At 46.8% G+C, this 17,907-nt stretch carries 15 protein-coding genes; 7 read left to right on the top strand and 8 right to left on the bottom strand.

Annotated elements, in window-relative coordinates:
- Positions 1–19: 19 nt before the first annotated feature.
- Complete coding sequence (locus ACMA1I_RS20825) at positions 20–661, bottom strand: fasciclin domain-containing protein (RefSeq protein ID WP_337070408.1); 642 nt, start codon at positions 659–661, stop codon at positions 20–22.
- A gap of 195 nt (positions 662–856) precedes the next feature.
- Positions 857–1,492: a fasciclin domain-containing protein gene (locus tag ACMA1I_RS20820; RefSeq protein ID WP_337070407.1), complete on the bottom strand. Its 636-nt coding sequence runs from the start codon at positions 1,490–1,492 to the stop codon at positions 857–859.
- 196 nt (positions 1,493–1,688) lie between these two features.
- Here ACMA1I_RS20820 and ACMA1I_RS20815 point away from each other — a divergent pair, with 196 nt between their 5' ends.
- The 6 genes from ACMA1I_RS20815 to ACMA1I_RS20790 all read left to right on the top strand — a co-directional run bounded on the left by ACMA1I_RS20815 (position 1,689) and on the right by ACMA1I_RS20790 (position 7,862).
- Positions 1,689–2,147: a peptidylprolyl isomerase gene (locus ACMA1I_RS20815; RefSeq protein ID WP_337070406.1), complete on the top strand. Its 459-nt coding sequence runs from the start codon at positions 1,689–1,691 to the stop codon at positions 2,145–2,147.
- A gap of 284 nt (positions 2,148–2,431) precedes the next feature.
- Entirely contained in the window at positions 2,432–3,730 is a 1,299-nt protein-coding gene (locus tag ACMA1I_RS20810; protein WP_337070405.1) for a dicarboxylate/amino acid:cation symporter, read from the top strand.
- A 431-nt stretch (positions 3,731–4,161) separates the two neighbouring features.
- Complete coding sequence (pxpB, locus tag ACMA1I_RS20805) at positions 4,162–4,911, top strand: 5-oxoprolinase subunit PxpB (RefSeq protein WP_337070404.1); 750 nt, start codon at positions 4,162–4,164, stop codon at positions 4,909–4,911.
- Positions 4,901–5,914 carry a biotin-dependent carboxyltransferase family protein gene (locus ACMA1I_RS20800; protein ID WP_337070403.1) on the top strand — a complete coding sequence of 338 codons (1,014 nt, stop codon included), beginning with the start codon at positions 4,901–4,903 and terminating at the stop codon, positions 5,912–5,914. Before pxpB ends, ACMA1I_RS20800 begins: the two co-directional genes overlap by 11 nt.
- Positions 5,911–6,678 carry a 5-oxoprolinase subunit PxpA gene (locus ACMA1I_RS20795; protein WP_337070402.1) on the top strand — a complete coding sequence of 256 codons (768 nt, stop codon included), beginning with the start codon at positions 5,911–5,913 and terminating at the stop codon, positions 6,676–6,678. Before ACMA1I_RS20800 ends, ACMA1I_RS20795 begins: the two co-directional genes overlap by 4 nt.
- Positions 6,669–7,862 (top strand): NRAMP family divalent metal transporter, encoded by a 1,194-nt coding sequence (locus ACMA1I_RS20790; RefSeq protein ID WP_414703958.1) that lies wholly within the window; start codon positions 6,669–6,671, stop codon positions 7,860–7,862. Before ACMA1I_RS20795 ends, ACMA1I_RS20790 begins: the two co-directional genes overlap by 10 nt.
- 82 nt (positions 7,863–7,944) lie before the next feature.
- Here the strand turns inward: ACMA1I_RS20790 and ACMA1I_RS20785 are convergent, their stop codons facing one another.
- The 3 genes from ACMA1I_RS20785 to ACMA1I_RS20775 all read right to left on the bottom strand — a co-directional run bounded on the left by ACMA1I_RS20785 (position 7,945) and on the right by ACMA1I_RS20775 (position 11,543).
- Positions 7,945–8,676, bottom strand: a complete 732-nt coding sequence (locus ACMA1I_RS20785) for a hypothetical protein (RefSeq protein ID WP_337070401.1) — start codon at positions 8,674–8,676, stop codon at positions 7,945–7,947.
- A gap of 119 nt (positions 8,677–8,795) precedes the next feature.
- Positions 8,796–10,319, bottom strand: coding sequence for a sigma 54-interacting transcriptional regulator (locus ACMA1I_RS20780; RefSeq protein ID WP_337070400.1), 1,524 nt, complete (start codon positions 10,317–10,319; stop codon positions 8,796–8,798).
- A 123-nt stretch (positions 10,320–10,442) separates the two neighbouring features.
- A complete protein-coding gene (locus tag ACMA1I_RS20775) occupies positions 10,443–11,543 on the bottom strand; it encodes a vWA domain-containing protein (RefSeq protein WP_337070399.1) in 1,101 nt (366 codons plus the stop codon).
- Between the two features lie 248 nt (positions 11,544–11,791).
- Between ACMA1I_RS20775 and ACMA1I_RS20770 the strand changes: the two genes are divergently transcribed.
- Positions 11,792–12,073, top strand: a complete 282-nt coding sequence (locus ACMA1I_RS20770; protein ID WP_337070398.1) for a DUF427 domain-containing protein — start codon at positions 11,792–11,794, stop codon at positions 12,071–12,073.
- Between the two features lie 103 nt (positions 12,074–12,176).
- On the opposite strand, the gene ACMA1I_RS20765 is transcribed toward ACMA1I_RS20770, so the two are convergent.
- From ACMA1I_RS20765 to dnaG, 3 genes are all read right to left on the bottom strand, one after another.
- Complete coding sequence (locus ACMA1I_RS20765) at positions 12,177–13,154, bottom strand: acyl-ACP desaturase (protein ID WP_337070397.1); 978 nt, start codon at positions 13,152–13,154, stop codon at positions 12,177–12,179.
- Between the two features lie 746 nt (positions 13,155–13,900).
- Positions 13,901–14,917: a substrate-binding domain-containing protein gene (locus ACMA1I_RS20760; RefSeq protein WP_337070396.1), complete on the bottom strand. Its 1,017-nt coding sequence runs from the start codon at positions 14,915–14,917 to the stop codon at positions 13,901–13,903.
- A gap of 798 nt (positions 14,918–15,715) precedes the next feature.
- A complete protein-coding gene (gene dnaG, locus ACMA1I_RS20755) occupies positions 15,716–17,635 on the bottom strand; it encodes a DNA primase (protein ID WP_337070395.1) in 1,920 nt (639 codons plus the stop codon).
- Positions 17,636–17,907 lie beyond the last annotated feature (272 nt).

The following is a 17,907-nucleotide window of genomic DNA, read 5'->3' as shown; positions in this document are numbered from 1 at the left end:
TATATCACTTTAATATTTATCAGGAACCTGGTGCCAGGACTTTGTTCACCACGTGTATTACACCATTGCGGCTTTCCTGATCGGCTTGTTCTACAGTGGCACCATTTACCATTACCTGCCCGTTTTGATTTGTTACAGATAACTGCTGGCCACCTGCCGTTTTGAGCTTGCTCCCGTTCTGCAAATCGGCAGATGTTACTTTACCGGTTACAATATGGCTTTGGACCAATTGTTTCAGCCGCTCCTTATTTTCTGGCTTCATAAGGTCACCTAACGACATACCGCCACTCATAGCCTCAAATGCTTCGTCAGTTGGGGCAAAAATGGTAAAAGGGCCGCTCCCATTCAAGGTTTTAATCATATCGGCTTGAGTCAGAGCAGAAGAAAATTTGGTAAGGTCTTCTCCTCGTGTTACATTTTCGACGACACTCTGTGAAGGAGTCATAACTGTACCTCCAATATTGGAGCTGCTCAAGGGACTTTCCGGGCCATCTTTCTGGTCTACATGGGAACCAGGATTAATATTTTCCTGATCGGTTCTATGCGTTTCCGCTTCATTTAAATCAACTCCTCCTGCATCAGTGCCGCCTGTGCCACAGCCAAAGAGCATTACGCCCGAGATGAGGGCCATACATGTACCGGTTATTATTCTTTTTTTCATAGCTTTTTTAGATTAGTAGCCTGCAAGCTTTTATTATTCCTGTTTATGTAATCCAACACGAACATTATGGCAGACTAAGATTGATAAATATTTGATTTTTAAATGAAAGCTCTATTAGGGAACATCTACAAATACCTACGTCCCAGATTATATCGGCAATTAGCTTGTGGAAAATCCGACAAATTGTTTTGTTACTTAAGAAGCAGGTAGTGGCACGAGCACTTTAGTTACGACATGCACTACGCCATTGCTGCAGCCTTCGTCTGTTGCTTGTAAAGCGGCATCGTTTATAAAAATCTGCCCATTCTGCTTGGTCACTACAAGCTGCTGACTGCCATTGGTATTGAGTGTAGTGCCATCCTGCAGATCGGTTAAGGCTATTTTACCAACCACCAAATGGTTGTTCAGCAACCTCTTCAGGTGCTCCCTGTTCTCAGGTAAACGCAAGTCGCTTAGGGTGGTGTCGGCCATAAGAGCAGAAAAGGCTGTATCGGGAGTTGCAAATATGGTGTAGGGGCCGGTGCCGCCCAAGTCTTTATCAAGGTCTGTTTCTTTGACTGCAGCAGCAAACAAGCTCAGGTTAGGTTCGGCATCCAGGTGCTCCAGCACACTAGGCTGAGGAGGGGCAACAGCAGCTTCGGAGGTCATGCTGGGTGGTACTGACTCAGACCATAAATTCTCTGCATATAGGCCCGGACTCATGTGGCTTGCCATCTTACTTTCTATAACCTCCTCGCCTGTTTCCTGCGACGACTGCGCCTCGTTGCAAGCTGAAAGCATGGCACCAGCTAACAATCCTATCCCTACCGCTTTCACAAAGTCGATTCTCATAGCCAAAATTTAGATTTACAACTGTTCTCCCAGCTGGCACGTGGTGCCATTCCTGTAAATATTTTACGGTATAATTTTTCTAAGGGCTATGCTTTTTGCTTACAAAGTGCTGGTAGTACTGCAAATAAGCGGGAGCTAAACTATATTTTGCTTACTTTTGTGTCAGTTATTTAATTTTAGAATTAATTCGAAAAACATGAGAACTGCTGAAATCCATACCGCCAAAGGAGTTATGAAAGTGGAGTTCTACGAGAACGATGCACCTAAAACAGTGCAAAATTTTGTGGATCTTGCTAATAAAGGCTTTTACGATGGCCTTACTTTTCACCGCGTTATTCCTGATTTTGTTATTCAGGGAGGTTGCCCTAACTCTCGTGAGGGTGCCAAAGGCATAGCAGGCACTGGCGGGCCAGGCTATAAAATAGACTGCGAACTTACCGGCGAAAATCAATACCATGATCGGGGCGTTCTTTCTATGGCGCACGCTGGCCGCAACACCGGTGGTTCCCAATTCTTTATTGTACACAGCCGCAAAAACACCGCTCACCTGGATCGCAACCACACCTGCTTCGGCAAAGTGGTAGAAGGCCTGGATGTAATTGACCAGATCAAAGCCAACGACAAAATCGAAAAGATTGTAGTAAACGAGGAATAAGCCCCTCCTTTTATTTGACTTACCAGCAAGCGCCGCTCCTACAGCGGCGTTTGCTTTTTCTACCAAGGCTACCTGCCTCACAAAGCATATAAAGCAATTTTACCTTGAATTTTCACTAATCTTCCGTGTAGCTAAAGATTTATGCTTAGCTTTATAGTAGCTAACCGAATCCTGACTCATCAGACTTGCATCTCCTGAACAGGCTACCACGGTCTTTGCTTTAGCACCTTTAACACTACTATGCACTGGCAACCGGCCAGGCGGAAAAAACACCACCCTACTGTATGAAAAGATTAGCTTTACACTGGCAGATCCTCATAGGCATGACCCTAGGTATAATTTGGGGTATTTTTGCAAGTGCCATGGGCCTATCAGACCTGACGATTGACTGGATTAAACCCTTCGGCACTATTTTTATAAACCTGCTCAAACTTATTGCGGTGCCGCTGGTACTGGTATCTTTAATTACAGGCGTGGCAGGCCTTAGCGACATCAGCAAGCTCTCTCGAATCGGCACTAAAACTATTGGTATTTACCTTGGCACCACTGTTGTTGCCGTTGTGCTAGGTTTACTACTGGTCAACGTCACCTCTCCCGGCAAAGCGTTCTCACAGGAGAAACGCGAAGAATTTAAAGAACAGTTTGCTGCCACTACTTCCTCTAAGTCGGCAGATGCCGCACAACTGCAAAGCGCTACTCCCCTGCAGCCGCTTGTAGACATAGTACCGGACAATATTTTTGCGTCTCTTACCAATAACGGCAACATGCTGCAGGTTATCTTTTTTGCGCTTCTGTTCGGTGTAGCCTTAATACTCATTCCTCCGGATAAGGCCGCTCCTGTATTTGCCTTTTTTGATGGTGTGAACCTGGTCGTTCTCAAAATTGTGGATATCATTATGCTGGCAGCCCCCTACGGTGTGTTTGCGCTGCTGGCTGGCTTAGTTGTGGAATTTGCCGGCGACGATCCCGCCGCTGCTTTAGAACTGCTGCTGGTGCTGGGTTACTATTGCCTGGTAGTACTGGTGGGGCTGGCTATTTTGCTGTTCGGCGTTTACCCGCTGCTGGCGACCACAATTGGAAAAATGAAATATGGCTCGTTTTTGAGAGGCTTGTTCCCGGCCCAGATGCTGGCCTTCTCCACGTCCTCAAGTGCAGCCACACTTCCTGTTACCATGGAGTGTTGTGAACGAAACCTGGGGCTTTCGAAAGAAATTAGCAGCTTTGTGCTGCCTCTTGGTGCTACCATTAACATGGATGGCACGAGCCTTTACCAGGCAGTGGCCGCTGTATTTATTGCCCAGGCCTTTGGCATGGACCTGAGCCTGAGCGCCCAGCTCGGCATTGTGCTAACAGCCACACTAGCCTCTATCGGCTCTGCCGCTGTACCCGGTGCCGGGGTGGTAATGCTGGTAATTGTACTACAGCAGGCCAACATTCCGATAGAAGGCATAGCCCTGATATTGGCTCCGGACCGCCTACTGGATATGTGCCGCACGGTAGTGAACATCACTGGCGACGCTACCGTTACCTCGGTGGTTGCCCGGACCGAAGGCGAAATTCCAAACCCGGATCCTCTTTATTAACTATTTGTAGTGTTTTAATTAAGGGCTAAGCCACTCCAGTAAACTTATCGTACACTTAAGCAAGCATACTGGCTATGAAACTATATACTGTTCTATCACTCAGATAAGAATCCTCTAGTACGCCCCTCTTAAAGGAGCCATATAAGTATGCCTACCCTAACCATGAGAACAGCCTTTTTGCCTCAGGAAGGGCAATTTTATTAGAATAATTTGGCAAAGGGGCTACCTCTTAATAAAAAAATTAGGGAATATTAGGATTGGGGAATTTTAATTGAGTAGAAGTATGATGGATAATTTGAAGCTTAAAAGTCTTGTGTCATACCTCCTGTGCCTTGCACCTATGGAAAGGCCTCTGGAAGGGCATTTTTATTAGAATAATTTTAGCACCCTCAGCAATGTAAAACCAGACCGCCTCTAGGCAATCTAACGCTATGGAAGAAATTAATTCAGCAAATGTATTTCCTTCTTCTTTTCAGCTGTTTCCGCTGGGAGACGCTGCCATTGTAGTACAGTTCGGCGATACTATTTCGGAAGAGGTGCATGCAACAGTGCGGGCTTTCTCTCTTTTGTTGGAAGCACAGCCTTTTCCGGGATTTATAGAGCTGGTTCCGGCCTTTACCACTGTCACTATTTATTATAACCCCTGGCTCATAAGTCAGAAAGGACGCTACGACCCTTACCAAAGCGTAGTCGACCTGCTCCTGCCATTGCTTACGCAAACTTATCAGGAGCCGCATGAGCTGCCTTCCCGCCTCATCGAGATTCCTGTTTGCTATGGCGGCAAGTATGGCCCAGACCTTGAATTTGTGGCTATCCATAACGGTTTGTCTTCCGAAATGGTAGTTTCCCTCCACAGCGCCACCGAGTACATGGTATACATGATCGGCTTTGCTCCCGGCTTTCCTTATTTGGGCGGCATGAACAGCCTCATTGCTACCCCTCGCCGCGACTCTCCCCGACCCGCCATTCCGCCAGGCTCTGTTGGTATAGCAGGCGACCAAACGGGTATATATCCTTTGCAAACACCCGGCGGCTGGCAGCTGATTGGCCGAACACCCCTCACACTTTTTCAACCCTTCCGCCAGAGCCCCAGCCTGCTTAAGGCTGGCGATAAAGTTCGTTTTGTTCCTATCTCTGAAAAGGAATTTCTGAACAGAAAGGAGTTGGCGCATGAGTCTTAAAATCGAGAAGCCAGGCTTACTTACTACTATACAGGACCTCGGCAGGTTTGGTCATCAGCAGGAAGGAATTATTGTGAGTGGCGCCATGGATTGTGTGGCCTTGCGCCTGGCGAACCTGCTGGTAGGCAACCCCGAAAGAGCGGCTGTGATTGAGGCCGTGGTACAGGGCCCCCACATCCGGTTTCAGAAAGACATGCTGCTGGCCATTACTGGCGCCGATCTATCGCCTACCATAGCCGGAGAGCCGGTAAGCATGTACCGGCCGGTGCTGGTACGGAAAGGCAGTCTGCTAACGTTTGGCGCTCCACGCGCCGGCTGCTACAGCTATGTGGCCGTGGCAGGAAGTTTTGAGTTGTCGCCTGTATTGGGCAGTTACTCCACCTACCTTAAGGCCGGAATCGGAGGCGTTCAGGGTCGTGCCCTGCGGGCAGGCGATGTATTTAACTGTGGCAAAGTTAAAGCTGGCAAGGTATTTAGTGCCAGCTCTTTCCCTGCTTCAGCAAATGGTCATACCGCCTTTGTACCAGCACATTGGTATCCGGACCCAAGCCTCTTTCCGGTGTATCAGGAGCAGCCTACTTTACGGGTGGTAAGAGGCCCTGAGTACGACCTGCTCTCAGAAAACAGTAAGCAGTATCTTTGGACGGGAAAATACCAGATCTCGTTACGATCCGACCGGATGGGCTACCATCTGCAGGGGGCACCGCTGGTAATGGCCACTCCCAAAGAACTAATTTCGAGCGCTGTAACCTTTGGAACGATACAGGTACCAAACCGCGGAAATCCCATTATTCTCATGGCAGACCACCAGACGACAGGCGGCTACCCCCGTATTGGACAGGTTATTACCGCCGACCTCCCCTTGCTTGCACAAGCCGGTCCGGGCCGAATTATCCAATTTACCGAAGTAACCCTGCAAGAAGCCCATCAGCATTACCTGCAACTAGAGCAAAACCTCGACACAATTAAAAGAGGTATACAACTGAAGCGCCTATCTCTATGACTTTGTTTACAGTAGACCTTAATTGCGACCTTGGCGAGAGCTTTGGCCATTATTCGCTCGGTAACGATGCCGCTATGACACCCTTTGTAAGCTCTGTAAACATTGCCTGCGGTTTTCATGCCGGTGACCCTGCGGTTATGCGCCATACAGTGGCGCTGGCGCTGGAGCAACAGGTAGCCATTGGTGCTCACCCTGGTCTACCAGATTTGATTGGCTTTGGTCGCAGAAATATGGCAGTTACCCCTTCCGAAGTATTTGAAATGGTAGTATACCAGATTGGTGCCTTGTTGGCATTTACAAAAGCAGCAGGTGGAGTCTTGCATCATGTTAAACCACACGGAGCGCTCTACAACATGGCTGCCACCAGCAGCAGCCTCTCCGAAGCCATAGCAGAGGCAGTTTACAAAATTCACCCGGAAGCTATTTTATACGGGCTGGCAGGCAGCCAGCTTATTGAAGCAGGCCAAAAAATTGGCCTGAAGACTGCCAGCGAAGTATTTGCAGACCGAACCTACCAGCAGGATGGCACCCTGAGCCCCAGAAGCTCTCCTGGTGCCCTGATAGAGTCGGAAGAGCAGGCAGTGCAGCAAGTACTCCGAATGATAAAAGAAGGCAAGGTTCTGTCGCAACAGGGGCAGGATGTTAGCATACAGGCTGACACCGTTTGTATTCATGGGGACGGGCCACACGCGCTTTCGTTTGCGAGGCATATTAAAAGTGTGCTTCAGCAGGAAGGTATTACCATAAAGGCACCATGCCCATGAGCAAAGGCCGGAACCGGAGTACTTTGCTAGGAGCCGCCTTTTTAATGGCAACTTCTGCCGTTGGCCCGGGCTTTCTGACACAGACTACTGTTTTTACGCAATCGCTGGCAGCCAGCTTTGGGTTTGTTATTCTGATATCCGTTATATTGGATATTGGGGTGCAGTTAAACGTATGGCGCATTATTGCGGCATCGGAGAAGCGGGCACAGGATATAGCCAACCTGGTACTGCCAGGGCTAGGTGTGTTTATTTCTGCTCTGGTTGTGCTGGGCGGACTGGCCTTTAATATTGGCAACGTAGGTGGTGCAGGCTTAGGCTTTAATGTTTTGTTCGGAATTTGGCCAGAGGCAGGTGGCCTTGTAGCGGCGCTGGTTGCCGGCGCTATTTTCCTGGTAAAAGAAGCGGGCAAGGCAATGGATCGGTTTGCACAAAGTATGGGGCTGCTCATGATTCTGCTGATCGTGTTTGTAGCCATCACCTCCTCCCCACCTATTGGCGAAGCAGTGGTTAAAACGGTTGGGCCCGATAAGGTAGATTTGATCGCTATTATTACCTTAGTTGGTGGCACTGTGGGAGGCTACATCACTTTTGCGGGCGGGCACCGCTTGCTAGATGCCGGCATTACAGGAAAAGCAGCCATCCCGCAGGTTACTAAAAGCGCTGTGTCAGGAATTACAGTTGCTTCTGTTATCCGGGTTTTTCTGTTCCTGGCGGCACTGGGTGTAGTTAGTAAGGGCCTGTTATTGGACGAAAGCAATCCTCCGGCATCTGTTTTCAAGTTGGCTGCTGGCAATGCCGGGTACAAACTCTTTGGCTTGGTAATGGTTTCAGCGGCTATTACCTCAATCATAGGATCTGCCTACACTTCCGTTTCTTTTCTAAAATCGTTTCATGGAAGCATCGCCCGCCATCAGAACTGGGTGATTATTGGTTTTATAGCTGTTTCTACTCTTGTTTTTGTGACAATTGGCAAACCGGTACAACTGCTTATTTTGGCAGGAGCCCTTAACGGACTCATTCTGCCACTTACACTTGGCACTATGCTGCTGGCAGCCTACCAACAAAAAATTACAGGGCTTTATAAACATCCGTTGTGGCTTGCTATATTTGGGTGGCTGGTTGTGGTGGTGATGGCTTGGCTCGGAGGTTACACGCTACTACAGCAATTGTTTTTTTATAAGTAGAGGTCGGTGGTACCTGTTTGGTAAGATGAATTAACAACAAGAGCTAGTCTCCTTTTACTTCATTTTTTTGATTGTGCAGAAGTTAAATTGCCAACAGCAGAACAGCATAGGCGACGGTGCCCAACATAAATGCCCAGTAGCGGCTTTCGCGTTCTTCTGGCAATTCTTCTTTTAGCACGTTTAAAATAACTCCTCCTCCCACAAATGCCATGACCAGCACTACAACACTATCTGGCACCTGTACCAAAAAGCCAGTAATCCATCCGACTAGCAGTGCCACTACCAATACCCAACGTCCCATTCGCCGGTACACGTGTTGGTGATGATCTTGCAGGCCATAATCGTTCACGATAAAATGAAGCGCCATAGCGATAGCGAAGAGCAGTAGCTCCCTTGCCGGCCCCTCTTCTCTCTGAAACAGTATATAGCCGATTAACGCGTTATAAAGTGCAAAAGAAGCTATATGAACCCAAAAGATCCCGGTAGTTGGCTGATCGTCTTTGTTGTTCTTGGGTTTAACTTTGCGGGAAGCTACCACCGACCGTTCCAGCCCATAGAAAACGGCAAGGCCTAGCAAAGCCATCAGATAGACATGATGATTCAGAAAGTCCAGCGCCGGCACAACTTTCTCCACATGCTCTTGCCCCTGGTTTAGTTCCGGGAACAGGTGCAGAAAGACGTAGGCTACCGAGACCCCTCCTGCCCCTGAAAGCCAGATACTCCGAGGCACACCACCCAGAAATCGGAGCCGCATGCCATAGAAATGAATAAGGGCCAGTGCGAGCACCGGCCAAATAGAAATCGGATGCTCCATGTAACACTGCTACTGCTATAGCAGGCCCTGGGTTACCGCTGTGGGTAATATACAAAAGCAAAAAGGCAGATAGCCAATGCTGACTTCTGCCTTTTTACGCTTTTATCAAGGTTTAAATATTAGAAGGAATCATCTTCCTCCTCTTCGCCAAAAGTCGGCATCGTAAACATACCGCTGAGCAAGTCTTTAAATTGTAGGCCGGTGCTAAGCCTGTTTTTGCTGATCTGGCTGTGCTCCGCTAAACCATGTAAGGCAAACTCCATTAGAAAAAGCTTTTCTTTTGTGTCTTTCTTAGGCTGGTGCTTTTCTACCAGTTCTGCCAAGCCAGGCACACTTTGCATAGCTTTGGTATAGTCTGCATTCGAGGCATCGTTCAAAACATCAAGTTTATGACCGTCGCCAAACCATTCCACAATTTTCTTGTAGGGGTTGGTCCCGTTTTTTGCCTTTTTAGCTTTATCGGGGTCGGGGAAGTATTTAAGGAACTGCGACCGGATGGCCTTGCCCATTAGTACCTGCGCCACATGTCCTGCTCCCTCCTGCTCTCCTTCGTACACTAATTCTACCTTACCTGTTACGGCTGGTATCGTATTCATAAAATCAGATACCCGAATGTAAGTAGAGGTTTCGCCATTGAGCAGCGCACGGCGTTCGGCAGCACTCAGCAGGTTTTCGAAAGCAGAAATAGTGAGGCGGGCAGATACGCCACTCTTGGCATCTACGTACTCACTTTCGCGTGCCTCAAAAGCTACCTGCTCAATCAGATCGCTGATAAGGTCGTTGAGCTGCACCAGCTGCTCCTGCTCGGTTTTGATGTGCGCTTCCTGGCGGGTTATTTTCTTGCCCACTTCAATAGACTTTGGATAGTGCGTAATTATCTGACTATCGATACGGTCTTTGAGTGGCGTTACAATAGAGCCCCTGTTAGTATAATCTTCTGGGTTTGCAGTAAACACAAACTGAATATCGAGCGGAAGCCTCACTTTAAAGCCCCGGATTTGGATGTCGCCTTCTTGCAAAATATTGAATAAGGCCACTTGTATGCGCGCCTGCAGATCCGGAATTTCATTGATCACGAAAATGCCCCGGTGCGAACGCGGAATCAGGCCAAAGTGAATCACGCGCTCATCCGAATAAGGCAGTTTCATGGTGGCAGCTTTAATTGGGTCGGCATCGCCTATGAGGTCTGCTACAGACACATCGGGAGTAGCCAGCTTTTCAGTATAGCGCTCATCGCGGTGCAACCAGGCAATGGGCGTGTCGTCGGCGTGCTCCTGCACCTGGTCTTTGGCAAACCGCGAGAGGGGTTGCAGCGGATCATCGTTAAGTTCAGAGCCTTTTACTACAGGTATGTACTCATCCAGCAGTTCCACCATCATGCGGGCTATACGGGTTTTTGCCTGCCCCCGCAAACCCAGCAGATTGATGTGGTGCATCGACAGGATTGCCCGCTGCATATCCGGAATAACGGTTTCCTCATAACCCCATATGCCTGGGAACACCTCTTGTTTGCGCTTTAAACGCCCAATGAGGTTGTTTCGCAGCTCCTGCTTTACAGACTGTGGCTCGTATCCGGCAGCTTTTAGCTGGCCCAGTGTTTTTATTTTAAGTAAGTTCTCAGAAGAAATCTCTCTATAGTACATTTAATCTTATTGTTGTATTGGTAACCAGACACTTTTTAAATTAAACCTGCTACACACTTGCCAGCAGGAGATTTTGCTTTCAGCATAAATGCTTTCCCACAATTATTTCGAATACCTTTTAGTTTAAAATGTTCTTTTTCGGTTCTGGCGATAATCTTTAAATACCAGATGTCCTAAGCCCTTCAGGCTGCTGTAGTAAGCCTGGCCATTGTTCACTTTGGTAAACTCATCAACGAACTGCTGCAGGTACGGGTCTGTGGCAATCATAAAGGTGGTAATCGGAATTTTTAGTTTCCGGCATTGCGCTGCCAGGTTAATGGTTTTGTTCACCACCTTCCTATCCAGACCAAAGCTGTTTTTGTAGTAGCGCAAACCTTCTTTCAGGCAGGTTGGCTTCCCGTCGGTAATCATAAAAATCTGCTTATTGGGAGTTTTACGCTTTCGCAGAATATCCATAGCCAATTCCAGGCCGGCAACGGTATTGGTGTGGTATGGCCCCACCTCCAGGTATGGCAGATCCTTTATTTCTATCTGCCAGGCGTCGTTGCCAAACACAATCACGTCTAAGGTATCTTTAGGGTATTTCTGCTTTACGAGCTCTGCCAGCGCCATAGCCACTTTTTTGGCTGGCGTAATGCGATCTTCGCCATACAGAATCATGGAATGCGAAATATCTATCATGAGTACTGTGGAGGCTTGTGTTTTATGTTCCGTTTCAGTTACCTCCAGGTCTTGCTCTGTCAGCATAAAGTCGGAGAGGCCGTGGTTTATTTGCGCGTTCCGCAAAGAGTCGGTCATGGAAATCTGCTCTACGGCATCGCCGAAACGATACTCACGCTGGTCTGTGCTGGCCTCGTCTCCTACTCCGGTGTGTGGAGTGGCATGTGTTCCTTTGCCGCCCTTTTTCAGCTTCCCGAAAATTTCTTCGAGGGCACTCTTACGGATTTGCTGCTCACTTTTGGCCGTAATTTTAAAAGTGCCCTGGCGCTGTGGATCTTCATCGAGATAGCCCTTCATTTTTAGGTCTTCGATAAAATCGCCCATGCCGTATTGGTCGGAAGTAAGCTGGTATTGCTTGTCCAGCGAGTTAAGCCAGGCTAGCGCCTCGGCCACATCGCCAGAGGTAATGGTAATAAGCTGCAGAAACAGCTTCAGCAGCGATTCGAACCCATTGTTCTCCTCAGGGGCCGGTATATATTCTGAAAATCTAAATCCTAAACTCATAAAAAATCCTTTCAACAAATTAGACTCAGCAACTAAACGATAGTTTAAACAGGTGCGTATGGCTGCTCCTTTTCTTGCTGTACAACAAGGTTTATAGGGTACTTGTTTCAACAGGGCACCATCTTTCGGCGCCGGCCGATTTGTAGTATACGAAGGTTGCTATCCTGATAACTAAAACAACCTTTGGTTAGCGCAATAGTAAATACTAAGCAATAAAACCGACAAATAAAAATTTACTACCTAAAACTATGAAAGCAATTTGGAATAATGTTGTAGTCGCTGAGAGTGATGATACAATAAAACTAGAAGGAAATCATTATTTCCCTGAAAATGAAGTAAATCGGGAATACCTCGAAAAAAGTGATACACATACGCACTGCCCCTGGAAAGGAGAAGCCTCCTACTATCATGTAAAGGTTAACGGAGAAGTAAACACAGATGCTGCCTGGTATTACCCAAACCCCAAAGAAAAGGCTTCTGAGATAAAGCACCATATTGCATTTTGGAAAGGCATCATTATCAAAGACTAGTGAGGGAAACACAGCATCTGCTTAAGATTGTGTTCGTTTATAAAACAGGAAAGCCTGCTACCTAGGTAGCAGGCTTTCCTGTTTTATAAACGGGTTTGTCGGACTAGTCTATCCAGCGGAATTTATATTCTAAGCTTGGTGCCTTCATACGCTCTGCTACTCGTTTCAGTCTGTTAGGCAGGGCCATAACATAGTCGCGGGCACGCTCACCTGCTTCGTTAAGGCCAGTAACAGTGTCTATTCTCCACTCTACGAGCAGGTCTTCCAGAATATCAGTATAATCGTGGGCAGTGTATACGCCAATTCGCTGCGCTGCATCTGTAAAGTGGCCAAAGGTTTTACCGATTTCCACCCCTAGCTCCCGCATGTAATGGGCCGGCATTACTATCTTTTTGCGCATCATGTCTTCAAAAGCCAGCATCATTTCGTTTGGATCGGCTTCAAAAATTTTTCCTACAAACGACTTGTATGCTTTGGCATGGCGTGCCTCATCGGCCGCCACATGGCCACAAAGCTTGGCCAGCATCAGGTCGCCTTGTTTTTTGGCAATTTGGGCAACCCTGCGGTGCGAAATGTTGGTAGCTGTTTCTTGGTAGCTGGTGTATACAAAGCTACGGTACGGGTCGTTGTCTGTTTGGAGGTCGAACCCATCGGCAATAAGATATTGCGTAGAGGCTTCCATTTCGCGCATGTTAATGCGGCCAGATAGGAAAAGATAACGGTTCAGGGCATCCCCATGACGGTTTTCTTCAGCTGTCCAGCTTCGGTTCCAGCGCATCCAGGGGCTGTCAGGCTCCTGCGAAAGGCCATCGATTTTCATAAGCCAGCTTTCGTAAGTTGGCAACGCTTCTTCTGTAATGGTATCTCCTACTAGCACTGCCAGTAAGTCATACGATAAGTCTCTTGCACGCTCCCGTAAGTTCTTTACTTCCTCGAAAAAAGTTTCAAAACGGGAATCAGGCAAAAGGTCAGCAGGTTGCCAGCTATCTTCTACCGACTTTATCAACTCGTTGTACTTTTCAGCAACGAAGTCTTCCATCCATTTCATTACTTCTACACGGGAGGAAATAGTTGTGATCATCTTACCAGGTGTTATTTTAAAAAAATCAAATATACATATAATATCCCAAATTAACTTTAGCCGCTTTTTAAAACTGCTAGACTCTAGTAGGACTCTTATAAATACTATTTACGTAAAGTTTCAAAAGTGTTTCCCTAAATTGTTTTTTTAGATGATATATACTACAAAACAAGGGGTTAATCTAATTTTTGGCAATAATAAAGAAATTGGTTTAGAATTTAAGTTTGGCAGGCGTAGAAAGTTTTTACACAAGGCTGCCTTTAATTTTCTGGTATTGGTACAATGTTTCAACATCTTTTAAAAAACTCAGATAGTTCATCTTTAGAACAGCAGCCATAACTAACGTGCGGTACAGATAAAGAAATGTCCATCAAAATTTTGCGGTAGTGTGTAGCAGTAAAACGTTTTCCCCTGTCTTCTTGATAAATGCTTCTTGGCTTTTGTAATTTGGCACAGGCATCTAATTCTCCTAATCAAAATGGCCTTCCGGAGGCAGCATACATAATTTTGGGCCTAGGGTAAGGTTCAGACATTTCCTATAGCCAGGGCTAAAAATTCCACAAAGTATCTTGTGTTGCCGTTAAGCAAACATATAAATACCCACAGGTTAACGAGGCGTAATAAAAACCAACAAGTGTAACAAAGCAGCAGGTGCTGCTGCTTTTTGCTGTACAGAAAGCGACAGCACCTGCTGCTCTTAAAATATTTTATTTTATCTAAAGTCTAGTAGTCGTGCACCATATATATTACAAGGAGTTGCGTCTGATCAGGGTAAACGGATTGTGGATTTTTTCTCTCAGTTTATGCTTAATTAAACAGGCTGCTGTTTCACCCATTTTTTCATGATCTGTGGAGATGACCGTGATACCATTATCCAGAATTTTCTTAAGTGGGGTGTCGTTATACGAAATCAGGCCAATGTCTTTGCCCAGCACCATGCCGCGCGCCCTGCTTTGGGTTATCAGGTCGGCCAGGTCAGATTCTTCCAGCACAATATAAGCTGTTTTGGCTTCCAGGGGCTCTTCTTTTATGCTGCTTACAATGGCGTGTTCAAAAGAAGCTTCCCGGCAGAAGTGCCTGAATCCTTTTACGATCTCAATCGGGTAAGAGACTTCTTTGGGGTAAACCAGCACCAGTTTTCGGTACTTGGCAAGCAGGTCGTTGCCTGAATGAAGGGCCGCTCTGATATCGCGTTCAAAATCCTGGTAAATGGCGGCGCAATCGCCGGCAAACGACTCTATGTTTTTGTCGAGAAGCAACAGCTTTTCGGGTGGAATCATTTCGATTGTTTGCATAGCCACCTCTACATTGGCGTAGAAGTGCGGCATAATAACGTAGTACTGGTATTTGCCGAGGCTCTCTTTAATAAAGTTTTCACAAATCTTGCCGTCGTAATGGTGAACCTGCAGATCAACTACGGCATCTTCTCCGAGGCTCTTAAGCAAGGAGTAGTACACAGTCTTTTTGTAGGCGCTCAACTTGTTAAACAGCAGCAGCACCCTAATCTTATCTGAGGCGAAGGAGTGGCTAATGTAACAGCCTTTACCTTTTACTGAGCTTATTACTCCACGCTTGCGCAGCACCTTGTATGCTTTCTCTATAGTGTCGCGCGAAAGGTAATACATTTCACTGGTCTCATTGATAGAGGGAATACGATGACCACGTTTCAAGACCCCTGCCTCAATGTCTGCGATAATTGCATTTACAACCTGTAAATACTTTGGAGTTGCTGATGCCTCCTCAATCCGGTCCAATAGTTCCATGGGAAAAGAATACCGTTAAATAAAACACACTAAAAACAGCTGAATTGCAGCAGACGCCAACAACCTGACACATTACAAGACTTCGTCATGAAAAGATTGATGAGCCAAAAGAATCATCATCAAACGCCTTTTGCGCAATCGATTACATATTAATTATTTTTTATCAATTAACAAACGATTGTTCTTTATTATTTTAAAAATTAGGGATAAATAACGTTTCAAGGTAATATTGAATATAGTAGATATGGCATACTAACGGGAAAGCTGAAAGGAAGTTACCTATGGTAGACGTGCCAAATTAACACACGCCATAAGTACTTGTAAATAAGGAATGAGCAATCGATTACATTGATAAAAGAGTTTTTTAACCTATGTTTAAACCTTAACTTAACGTAGGATAAATTACACAAAACAGGGCTTAGAAAATTATAAACAGAGACTGCTTTTATAATGAATTGGGTAACTGAGCTAATAAAGATACAAACCCAAACTAACTAATGTTAGAACAAAGATTTGTTTAGCAAATATAATTATTTAAATATAAACAACTTGTTCACATAAAAATAATTTACCGGCTGCTAATTGTAATGTTGCTTAGACCCTGAAACCATTACCCACTGCTTTTGCCTCCTGCCTACAAGATAAATGAATGTTTGAAGCACAGTTGACACATCGTGGTGATATGATGGGCAGACCCAGGTAGAACCTGGAGGCTTACCACACTTTTTAGCCTCCTGAAGGCCATTTTTATTAGAAGAATTAACTGTGGCGTGTTTTGCAGCAGATGGCTGCAAAAGCTTACCGATTAACGATGATGCCCAGCATATCGGCAATTTGGTTCTCGAAGGTCTTTAGGGAACGGATGGTGGTGAGTTGCCTTATCTGCTCATCAGGGTCAGTAACCAGCCGCAGCTTCTCCATTTCAGTTTTGATCAGGAGCTGCACGTTGCGCCACTTCAGGCGAAGCACGGCCCGTTCGGCACCATAGGGCAGCAGATCCGACTCGTGGGGCACAAAAATTTGGTGGGTAGCCCAATTGTGGCTCAGCTCGTGCTGCTCCGAAAGCAAACTAATGGCCTCAGCCCTGATCTCCTGGTCTGGGTAATTAATAAAGTCTTCGGCTGTTGGCAGTTTTTCTTCGCATAGTTTCTCCTTTACCAGCTGCATCAGGCGGCCATACAAGGGAGTACGAAACTCTACATCCTCCAGCTGCTCCAGCATGTATTGGCAAGTAGTAATGCCTTCTTCCAGCACGCGATCGGGGTAGTTGAGCAGCATGCGCACAATTTCCCGCTCATACCGTTTTAAAATATCGGTATCAGAAGGCTCCTCCTCAGGCTCCGGCTCAGTTGGCATGGGTGGTTCTAACCCAAACGAGCTGCCTGTTTTGGGCGGCTGCGGCTGCTGCCGGTCCTGTAGCTGCATTTTATTGTACTCCGACACGAGCACCTGCTCATCTATGTCGAAGATGAGGCTACAGCTCCTGAAAAAAACTGATCGCTTGATCGAGTCCGGAATTTTAGCAATGGAGGCTACAATTTCACGGATAGCTTCTGCTTTTTTAACCGGATTATCTTTGGTATCGGCAGCATAAAGGCTGGCTTTAAAAGATATAAAGTCCTGCGCCTGTTTCTGTACATAGGCTTTAAAAGCAGTGTCGCCAACCTTGTGGATGTAAGAATCCGGGTCCTCCCCTTCCGGAAAAGTCACTACGTTTACGTTGAGCCCATTTTCCAGAATCAGGTCGATGCCCCGGAGCGAGGCTTTTATACCGGCCGCATCGCCATCGTACAACACGGTAATATGCTGGGTGTACCGCCCGATAAGCTTAATCTGGCCATCAGTGAGGGAGGTACCTGAAGAAGCCACCACATTATCGATGCCACCCTGGTGCAGCGAGAGCACATCGAGGTAGCCTTCTACCAGGTAGCACATATCCTGCATGCGCATGGCCTGCCGGGCCTGGTACAGCCCGTACAGCACATTGCTCTTATGATAGATTTCCGACTCAGGCGAGTTCAGGTATTTCGGGCTCTTTTTGTCGTTCGATTTCAGCGTTCGGGCACCGAAACCAACCACCCGTCCCGACACATTATGGATCGGGAACATAACGCGTCCCCTGAACCGGTCGTAGCGCTTATCGTCCTTTACAATAGTAAGGCCGGTAGCTTCGAGGTACTGTTGCTGAAAACCTGCTTTCAGGGCTGCATCGGTCAGGTCGGACCAGGCATCCAGGCTGTAGCCGAGTTCAAACTTTTTGATAACAGCAGCCGAGAGACCGCGTTCTTTTAGGTAGGCTTGCCCAATGCTACCCTGCTCGTGCTTGTGCAGGTTCTCCTGAAAGTGCTTGTTGGCAAAATCAGTGATGATGAACTGGCTGTCGCGCTCGTTCTGCTCGCGGTTGCTTTCCGGTGAGGCGGTTTCTTCCGGAATTTCGATGCTGTACTTTTTAGCCAGGTATTTGAGCGCCTCCGGAAAACTGGTGCCTTCCACATCCATGATAAACTGCACCGGGTTCCCGGCCTTGCCACAGCCAAAGCACTTATAAATACCCTTTGCAGGCGAAACAGAGAAAGAAGGAGACTTTTCGTGGTGAAACGGGCAGCACGCCCACATGTTCTGCCCCTTTTTCTTAAGCGACACAAAATCGCCCACCACCTCTACAATGTCGGCGCGGGCCATAATCTGGTCAACTGTTTCTTTTGGGATCAGGGACATGTTTTTCTCCTTTGAAGGACTACAAAGATAACAGATACCGCCTTTGCCCTACCAGTTGCATGCAAATAAATTTAAAAGGCTAGGGTGCAGAAGAAATATAGGGCCAGTTAAATTCCTCTAATAAAAAGGCCCTTCGGGAGGCTTTTTAGATCATGTTTAAATTTTAAAGAATGGGTAAAAAGAGCGAGTCAGTCCGTAAGCAAAAGTGACCAAACTTTAAGGCTTATGGAATCTCAATACAAGAGACTAACTGACTCGCAATGGGAAGTGGT

It is taken from the genome of Pontibacter sp. 13R65 (genome assembly GCF_047525655.1).
Taxonomy (GTDB): Bacteria; Bacteroidota; Bacteroidia; order Cytophagales; family Hymenobacteraceae; genus Pontibacter.
The sequence above is the reverse complement of the archived record's forward strand: the minus strand, read 5'-3'. Positions and strand labels throughout refer to the sequence as shown.

Bases quoted from the DNA above. Each gene is read 5' to 3' on its own strand.
- ACMA1I_RS20770 (WP_337070398.1), top strand. From the start codon at position 11,792: ATGAAAGCAATTTGGAATAATGTTGTAGTCGCTGAGAGTGATGATACA.
- ACMA1I_RS20760 (WP_337070396.1), bottom strand. From the start codon at position 14,917: ATGGAACTATTGGACCGGATTGAGGAGGCATCAGCAACTCCAAAGTAT.
- ACMA1I_RS20785 (WP_337070401.1), bottom strand. From the start codon at position 8,676: ATGGAGCATCCGATTTCTATTTGGCCGGTGCTCGCACTGGCCCTTATT.
- ACMA1I_RS20815 (WP_337070406.1), top strand. From the start codon at position 1,689: ATGAGAACTGCTGAAATCCATACCGCCAAAGGAGTTATGAAAGTGGAG.
- ACMA1I_RS20810 (WP_337070405.1), top strand. From the start codon at position 2,432: ATGAAAAGATTAGCTTTACACTGGCAGATCCTCATAGGCATGACCCTA.
- ACMA1I_RS20775 (WP_337070399.1), bottom strand. From the start codon at position 11,543: ATGAGTTTAGGATTTAGATTTTCAGAATATATACCGGCCCCTGAGGAG.
- ACMA1I_RS20795 (WP_337070402.1), top strand. From the start codon at position 5,911: ATGACTTTGTTTACAGTAGACCTTAATTGCGACCTTGGCGAGAGCTTT.
- ACMA1I_RS20825 (WP_337070408.1), bottom strand. From the start codon at position 661: ATGAAAAAAAGAATAATAACCGGTACATGTATGGCCCTCATCTCGGGC.
- dnaG (WP_337070395.1), bottom strand. From the start codon at position 17,635: ATGTCCCTGATCCCAAAAGAAACAGTTGACCAGATTATGGCCCGCGCC.
- ACMA1I_RS20820 (WP_337070407.1), bottom strand. From the start codon at position 1,492: ATGAGAATCGACTTTGTGAAAGCGGTAGGGATAGGATTGTTAGCTGGT.
- ACMA1I_RS20780 (WP_337070400.1), bottom strand. From the start codon at position 10,319: ATGTACTATAGAGAGATTTCTTCTGAGAACTTACTTAAAATAAAAACA.
- ACMA1I_RS20765 (WP_337070397.1), bottom strand. From the start codon at position 13,154: ATGATCACAACTATTTCCTCCCGTGTAGAAGTAATGAAATGGATGGAA.
- ACMA1I_RS20800 (WP_337070403.1), top strand. From the start codon at position 4,901: ATGAGTCTTAAAATCGAGAAGCCAGGCTTACTTACTACTATACAGGAC.
- pxpB (WP_337070404.1), top strand. From the start codon at position 4,162: ATGGAAGAAATTAATTCAGCAAATGTATTTCCTTCTTCTTTTCAGCTG.
- ACMA1I_RS20790 (WP_414703958.1), top strand. From the start codon at position 6,669: ATGCCCATGAGCAAAGGCCGGAACCGGAGTACTTTGCTAGGAGCCGCC.